The following is a 7,098-nucleotide window of genomic DNA, read 5'->3' on the forward strand; positions in this document are numbered from 1 at the left end:
ACGAACAAAAAAGCCTAATATCTCATATATGTAGTGAGAACTTTAGTTCTCTACTATCACCTTCTGTCCTATCACCTGTTAATAATCAAGTCTGGCAGTTAAACTAGATCAGGAAACTGTAATTTCTAGATATGACAAGTTCTCAGAAAAACAGGCGTAAAGGATAACTATTATGAAAAATTTGCACAAAAATTTTTTGATGAAACAGCATTTATCAGGTTCATCTTCAACTCATGTTTTAACTGGTATGATAGCTGCTGGGTTGATTATGTTACCTGGTATAGTTGGTGCTAGTCCCGTTTTAGCGCAGCAAAAAACAGAGCGTCGGGAGTTAACTTATGGGGAGTTAATTCAGAAGGCGGATAAAGGCGAAGTTAAAAAGGTAGAATTAGATCAAACTGAGCAGATAGCTAGGGTTTATTTAACTGGACAAAAGCCAAATACACCTCCTTTACAGGTGCGCCTTTTAGAGCAAAATCCAGAATTAGTGAATAAACTTAGGGAAAAAAATGTTGATTTTGGTGAGGTTTCCTCCGCTGGAAACAGGGTTGCTGTGGGGTTGTTAATTAATCTCATGTGGATTTTACCCCTGGTGGCTTTAATGATATTATTCCTGCGTCGTTCTGCGAATGCTTCTAACCAAGCCATGAGTTTCGGTAAATCTCGCGCCCGCTTTCAAATGGAAGCAAAAACCGGGGTCAAATTTGCTGATGTCGCAGGAGTGAATGAAGCTAAAGAAGAATTAGAGGAAGTTGTGACTTTCTTAAAACAGCCGGAAAAATTTACCGCTGTAGGTGCGAAAATTCCCAAGGGTGTGTTACTAATTGGACCGCCCGGAACTGGGAAAACTCTACTAGCAAAGGCTATTGCGGGTGAAGCAGGTGTACCTTTTTTCAGTATGTCTGGTTCAGAATTTGTAGAAATGTTTGTTGGTGTGGGTGCTTCCCGTGTGCGAGATTTGTTCAAAAAAGCTAAGGATAATGCTCCCTGTATCATTTTTATTGATGAAATTGACGCGGTAGGTAGACAACGGGGTGCGGGTATTGGTGGGGGAAATGATGAACGAGAACAAACTCTTAACCAGCTATTAACGGAAATGGACGGTTTTGAGGGAAATACGGGGATTATTATTATTGCTGCTACTAACCGCCCTGATGTTCTAGATTCGGCTTTGTTACGTCCAGGACGCTTTGATAGACAGGTGATTGTGGACGTTCCAGATTTGAAGGGAAGAGAGGAAATTTTGACAGTCCATGCTCAAAATAAGAAAATTGACCCTAGTGTATCATTAGCGGCGATCGCCCGACGAACTCCTGGGTTTACCGGTGCTGACTTAGCTAATTTACTCAATGAAGCTGCTATTTTGACAGCCAGAAGACGCAAGGAAGCAGTCACCGATTTAGAAGTTGATAATGCGATAGATCGAGTAGTTGCGGGTATGGAAGGAACTGCTTTAGTAGATAGCAAAAGTAAACGCCTCATTGCTTATCATGAAGTGGGACACGCTTTGGTAGGTACGTTGGTTAAGGATCATGATCCTGTACAAAAAGTTACTTTAATTCCCAGGGGACAAGCATTAGGTTTAACTTGGTTTACTCCCAATGAAGAACAGGGTTTAATTTCCCGTTCCCAGATTTTAGCGCGAATTGCAGCGACTTTGGGCGGTCGTGCAGCGGAGGAAATCGTTTTTGGTCAAGCAGAAGTGACTACCGGTGCGGGAAATGATTTACAACAAGTGACTAATATGGCTCGACAAATGGTAACAAAGTTTGGAATGTCTGATTTAGGTCCAGTTTCTTTGGAAAATCAAAATAATAATGATGTATTTTTAGGCCGGGACTGGATGAATAAATCTGAATATTCGGAGGAAATTGCTGCTAAAATTGATGCTACAGTTCGGGAAATTGTCAGCAAATGCTATATTCAAGCTAAGGAAATCATCCAGGAAAACCGTTTAATTTTGGAGCGGGTGGTTGATTTGTTGATAGAACAAGAAACTATTGACGGTGATGTTTTTCGGAAAATTGTCGCCGATAATACTGCAATTCAACTAAAAACTCATGAGTCGGTAGCCGTACCTTATTAATTGAGTTTACAGAGTCCTTGTAGAGACGTTCCATGGAACGTCTCTACATTAATTTAAACTTAAATAGAAAATCTCCCCATAGTGGGATTTAGGGACAGATAAACGCTAAAATTAGCAATTGGAGAGTTAAACTATGCTATGTTTGATATATTGCCTTTTCGCTTTGAAATAGATAAAGTTGCGATCGCTGGTACTTGTTTATGGGCTTTAGCGTTATATTTGAGTTTTTCACAGGTTAGAGAATGGGTAACGACACAACTCAACCGCTGGTTTAATTTTGCTGAACGTTTCCTATACACTAGTCAATCAGAATTTGACAAGACTCGTCAAGCCAGAGAAGCGCAAAATTCCTTTTATGCTTCACTATTTAGCATTTTCCCCTTTTTAATATTTGGTGGTTTATCTAACTGGATTTTAGATATCAGTTTAGGTAATAGCTGGGGAGTTAGCACTGGAATACTTGTTTGTATGGGCGCTGGAGTGTATGAATTAGGACGCAGACAAGGGGAAGAATAAATTTAAGTTTATGTACTTTGAATACTTTCAATCATAGTTATTTCTGCATCAGTTAATTCATAGAGTTCATAAACTAATTGATTGATTTGTCTATCAGTGGCTTGAATTTGTTGCTGAATCATTCTTTTGGCTGGGGGTGTGTTTGCTTGATTGAGTTGTTGATGAAAATCAAGCATTTGTTGTACTAAATTAACAATTAAATCATGTTTTTGCTTTTCTGTAATTTGAGAATTATCAATAATTTTAATCGGAAGATTGCGAATAAACCGAGATTCAAAACTATAGTAACCACCTCTCATTGATGTAGATGATTTTTTGAGATAAAATTCTAGGACTTGACTATTTAACAATCCTAAAATGTATTCCCATGAATAAATAGATTTAACTAAAATTCCATATCCTCCAGCGACACCACCCGTAAAAAAGATATTCCCTGTTTTATCCCATGTAAATGATGAACCAGTCGCAATATCAGGAGTAAATATTTTTGGTAAAGCCATGACATTTAAAGCTTGAAATCTACTATATCCATACCAATTTTCTCCTAACATTTTACTATTTTCTCTACTTTCTAAATAATCTTTATTATCTAGTAAATAATTCCAGGTTAAAGGATATTCTCTTTCAAAGGTATTCATAGAAATTAATTCCATGGAATCATTATTTTTAAGCATATAGGGAAAAATAATCAACTTATTAGTTTTAGACAAATAATATCTTTTACTATCACCACCTTTAATCAAAGGATGTAGTAAATTAGATTCTAACCAATATGCTATTTGTTTTTGTTTTGAAAAAACCTGGATTAAATTATCTTCCCGTGATAATTCTTCGACGATATATATTTTATCAGCACCGGTTTTAATTCCTTGAAAAATCCTTTCTGTTACATCTTCTAGTCTAGATTTAATTTGTTGTAATTTTGCAAAAAACTTAGCATCTTCTCCCAGAATAAAATTCCATGCTAACCCAGAAACTAACGAATGATTAATAATTCCTGTTTGACTATTATGATTATTTTTCCAATCTATTAAATCAGTAACTTTTTCCATTTCTAAATTAGATTGTTCTGATTTTCTCAAGAAAAGTAAACAAGTATAAGTTGAAACTTTTAGAAACACTTGTTGATCTCCAAAATGCACTACTTTATGAAGATATTTACCTTCAGCAATTAATTTTCTGATAGATTCCCCATATTGAGCATTAAAAAACTTATGGGGTAAAATAAAACCTAAATAGCCATCTTTTCTTAATAGTTCTAATCCCTTTTCCACAAAGACAACATAAATATCATAGTTTCCCTTACTAGCAGAAACATACCGTTGTTTATAAAATTCAACTTCTAAAGCAGCCCATTCTTTTAAAGCTTGGATTCTAATATAGGGAGGATTACCAATAACTACATCAAAACCACCTCGTTTCATAATAGCAGAAAAAGCTGATTTCCAGTCAAAAATATTAACTCTATAAGCCGTATTTTCGTCTAAAAAATTTAATTGAGTATGTTGATAAAATTCGCCATCTATCAAGGTATTACCACACTGAATATTATAATCTAGATCAGGTAAAGCCCGTTCTTTAAATAACTGTAATTGTCTGGTAATTGTTTCTCCTGATTCTCCTTCTAATACCTTTAATAACAAAGATAACTTAGTTGTTTCTACCGCTTGTTGATCAATATCAACACCATAAATATGAGTTAATAAAATTTGCTTTCTCTCACTTGCGGTTAAACGCCATTGATGATCTGAAATTTGGTAGAATTTATTTTTGTATTTCTTGGGATTTTGCAGATATTGTTCTAAATACCAATCTAGGAGAAATTGATAGGCCACAATTAAAAAAGAACCTGAACCACAAGCAGGATCAAGAATTGTTATATCTTGGATTTTTTCTGGTTTCTTATTTTCTAAAACCTTACCAATAGTTTGTTTAATAATATAATCAACAATATAACTAGGAGTATAATAAACACCTCCAGCTTTTCTTACTTCCGGTTTATCTTCAATAACTGCTTGACGACTTGCAGATATTTGAATGACTTTACCTAAAAATTGTTCATAAACTTGTCCTAAAATTTCCACAGGAATCACAGAAAATTCATAAGGACTTTCTGGAGGATAAAGTTTTCTAATAATTAATGTTAAAATAGCATCATCTATAGTTAAATTCAAAGTAAAATCATCAGGATTTTCTCGTCCTTTTTCACTTTGAAAATGGAATAAACCAGAATTATAGCGATAATCTGCATTAATAAATAACCGCGCTAATTCTTGATAAAAATTTTCCAACTTTAATAAATTATATAACTGTTGATAAGGTTCAATTCCTCTATCTTCACAAATGCGTAAAAAGACAATTCTATTAATCGTCATTTGCACAGCAAAATTTAACTCTCTTTGTTGAATTTGGGGATTTTTCCAAACAATATTAGCAGCTAAATTTTCTCGCCAAATTTCAATTTCTTGGAGAAATTTTTGATCAACAGTAATCCCAGCTTTAACTTTGGTTTCTGCAAATCTTTCTAAAGAACCATTTAAGACAGCTTCCTTAGAAAAAAGATCATAAATCTCTTGCCATTTTTCCACATATTTTGTATAATGAAAATGTTTGATTCTCGCTATCAATGGAGAATCATTTTTATTTGGCATAATTCGACAATCATAAACTGCAAATTCTTCAAAATCTGTTAAAATGCTTAAAGGTAATTTTGCAGACCAGCCATAACGTCTGACTTGAAAAGCCGCACTCATATTATTACCAATATTAACAGCGGGTTTTTTCGCTTCCACAAAAAACTTTCTTGTTCCCCCAACCCAAAAACTATAATCAGGTGCTTTGGCTTTGTTTGCGTCGCTAATTTTTAAAGAATCTTCATGAACAACGTCTTTATAAATATCAGAAATTTGTCGTTCATTATTAATATCCCACCCTAAAGCAGCAAAAAAAGGATTAATAAATTCAATTCTAGTTTGTGTTTCATTAATTCCTCCCGCACGATACTCTTCTATCGAAGAGTGAAAATGTTCAACAAGTTGAATAATAATATCAGGTGCTTTCATAGCTGAAAAAATCTTAGTTTTATATAAGTCTATAATAACTCTTTTTTCACCAAAATTGCCAACTTTTTCGCAGCCCCACCTTCACCCCTCACACTGCGTAATTTATGACGAATAGCCTCTAATTTCTCTGGATTTTTTAACAAATCTAGAACCATTTCTCCCACTTCCTCTGGTTGCAATTTACCTACTAATTCTGGTACAATTTCTGCTTGCGCCCAAATATTTGGCCAAGCTAATAAACCCTTATTTTTTGACATCCACCAATTAATTATTTTAGCAAAAAAAGAGCCTAATATCGGTAAATTTGCTAATATTCCTGGTAAACCATCCCAAGAACGCATTGCATCTAATTGTTGCATGGGTAATAATACAATCATGGGTACAGCTAACGCTCCTAATTCTGCGGTATTTGCACCAACTGTAGTTAAACAAATTGAACATTGAGACAATAAATGATAAGCGGGGTTTTCTTGTTTTAATTCTACTGTTAAACCTGTAGAAGTTAGGAAATGATTATCTATTAAATCAGCACCTTGAAAATTAAATGCTTTTGTAAATGGGTTATTCTTAGGATTTGCAAAACTGGCTAAAGTTGGTAGATCTAAAGTTGGCGCAACAGGAATAAAAAACTTTGTCTGAGGTAATTGACTGTGAATATATTCAGCAATAGCTAAAGTTAAAGGTACACCTTGAGTTAACTTCGCTGATTTTGAACCTGGTAGAAGTCCAATAATGTTAAAGAATTGGGAACTTTCAATTTTAGATGTGATTTCATTCTCTGCTGGTTCTAACATTAAATCACCAACAATAGTAAATTTATCTGCATATTTTGGAGAAACATTTTTTGCAACTTGTGCTTTCATAATGGCGAATTTATCTATAAAATTGTGCCAACGTGCTTCCCATTCCGCATAAACTACTGTTTTATATCCTAACTTTTTACCAAAAATAACGGGAAAAATTTGATCACCACCTAAAAATATAACCACACCTTGATTTCTCCATTGCCAATTTTCAGCGGTTTTTCCCCACAGTAAAAATTGCCAAAAATGTTCTGGTGCTTGAACTCTATCAACCTCCGAATAACCCAAAGCTATAGCAGTTTCTTTACCACTAGCATGAGGACAAGGTGATAATATTACAGAAATTCTGACCTGAGAAATATCATGTCCTAATTGTTCTCGCAATGCTTTGACAACAGGACGTACCCAGGTTGTTACCTCCCCAGGTCCATTGGAAAGAATTAGAATATCTACTGGAGTCATTTAATTATTACCTCATCAGTTACAAAATATGATTATACTGGTATAATAAATCAAAAAAACAAAACGGAATCTATAAATTACAATCTCAATGAGATATGGTAACAAGCAGAAATGTTGAATGTCGTTACAAAACTTTACATATTTAAGTATAGTAGTATTATCAAGGGTA

The 7,098-nt window shown here is 34.4% G+C and carries 4 protein-coding genes; 2 read left to right on the top strand and 2 right to left on the bottom strand.

Translation table 11 applies throughout. The features are described 5' to 3' along the window. Window positions 1-172 precede the first annotated feature (172 nt). Together ftsH and ACIR131C_RS0100175 are read left to right on the top strand one after the other, a co-directional pair. Window positions 173-2,086, top strand: coding sequence for an ATP-dependent zinc metalloprotease FtsH (gene ftsH, locus ACIR131C_RS0100170; protein ID WP_028088619.1), 1,914 nt, complete (start codon window positions 173-175; stop codon window positions 2,084-2,086). Between the two features lie 138 nt (window positions 2,087-2,224). Further along, on the top strand, window positions 2,225-2,602 hold the full coding sequence (locus ACIR131C_RS0100175; RefSeq protein WP_028088620.1) for a hypothetical protein: 378 nt from the start codon (window positions 2,225-2,227) through the stop codon (window positions 2,600-2,602). Between the two features lie 8 nt (window positions 2,603-2,610). Here the strand turns inward: ACIR131C_RS0100175 and ACIR131C_RS0100180 are convergent, their stop codons facing one another. Next, a complete protein-coding gene (locus ACIR131C_RS0100180) occupies window positions 2,611-5,664 on the bottom strand; it encodes an Eco57I restriction-modification methylase domain-containing protein (protein ID WP_028088621.1) in 3,054 nt (1,017 codons plus the stop codon). Between the two features lie 29 nt (window positions 5,665-5,693). After that, on the bottom strand, window positions 5,694-6,929 hold the full coding sequence (locus ACIR131C_RS0100185) for a glycosyltransferase family protein (RefSeq protein ID WP_028088622.1): 1,236 nt from the start codon (window positions 6,927-6,929) through the stop codon (window positions 5,694-5,696). Window positions 6,930-7,098: the final 169 nt, after the last annotated feature.

Origin of the sequence: Dolichospermum circinale AWQC131C (assembly GCF_000426905.1) — a bacterium.
In the GTDB taxonomy this organism is placed as follows: Bacteria; Cyanobacteriota; Cyanobacteriia; order Cyanobacteriales; family Nostocaceae; genus Dolichospermum; species Dolichospermum circinale.

Coding starts and splice junctions, on each gene's coding strand:
- ACIR131C_RS0100185 (WP_028088622.1), bottom strand. CDS start 6,929: ATGACTCCAGTAGATATTCTAATTCTTTCCAATGGACCTGGGGAGGTA.
- ACIR131C_RS0100175 (WP_028088620.1), top strand. CDS start 2,225: ATGTTTGATATATTGCCTTTTCGCTTTGAAATAGATAAAGTTGCGATC.
- ACIR131C_RS0100180 (WP_028088621.1), bottom strand. CDS start 5,664: ATGAAAGCACCTGATATTATTATTCAACTTGTTGAACATTTTCACTCT.
- ftsH (WP_028088619.1), top strand. CDS start 173: ATGAAAAATTTGCACAAAAATTTTTTGATGAAACAGCATTTATCAGGT.